We start from the raw sequence: 571 nt of genomic DNA, 5'->3' as shown, positions 1-571 counted from the left end.
CCTGCCGCGGCTCGTCGGCCACGAGGTGCCGGGGCAGGTCGCCAAGGCCGGGCGCCCCTGCGACCTCCACGCGCCGCCGCGGGCCGCCTGACGCCCGGGATCGGCCGGCTCAGGCCGCCCGGTCCCCACGGCGCCATCCCATTGATCGAGAGCCGCCCGGCAGAAGGCGGCCACGTCAAGCGCCGTCGATGCCGGGAACCTTTCGGGCAATCGGCCGCGCCTTCATTCAAAACGAACGGAGGAAATCTGCATGATCAGCGCCACATCCGGTGCCTTCGTCGAGGGCGGAAAAGTGACCGAGAGCAGCGTCGTCCGCAAGGCGGCGTGGCGGCTGATGCCGCTGATCATGATCTGCTACATGTTCGCGTTCTTCGATCGGATCAACATCAGTTTCGCCAAGTTCCAACTCCAGAGCGACCTCGGCTTCAGCAACGTCGCCTACGGTCTCGGCGCGAGCATGTTCGTGATCGGGTACGTGATCTGTGAGGTGCCCTCGAATCTGTTCCTGTACCGGGTCGGCGCGCGCCGGTGGATCGCGCGGATCATGATCTCCTGGGGGATCGCCACGGCG

1 pseudogene is annotated in these 571 nt (G+C 66.9%); it reads left to right on the top strand.

Annotated elements, in window-relative coordinates:
• Positions 1 to 250: 250 nt before the first annotated feature.
• Positions 251 to 571: pseudogene (locus WDW90_RS37955) on the top strand (MFS transporter); the annotation flags it as partial.

This window comes from Methylobacterium nigriterrae (genome assembly GCF_037106235.1).
Classification (GTDB): Bacteria; Pseudomonadota; Alphaproteobacteria; order Rhizobiales; family Beijerinckiaceae; genus Methylobacterium; species Methylobacterium nigriterrae.
This window is presented reverse-complemented; position numbering and strand designations above follow the sequence as displayed.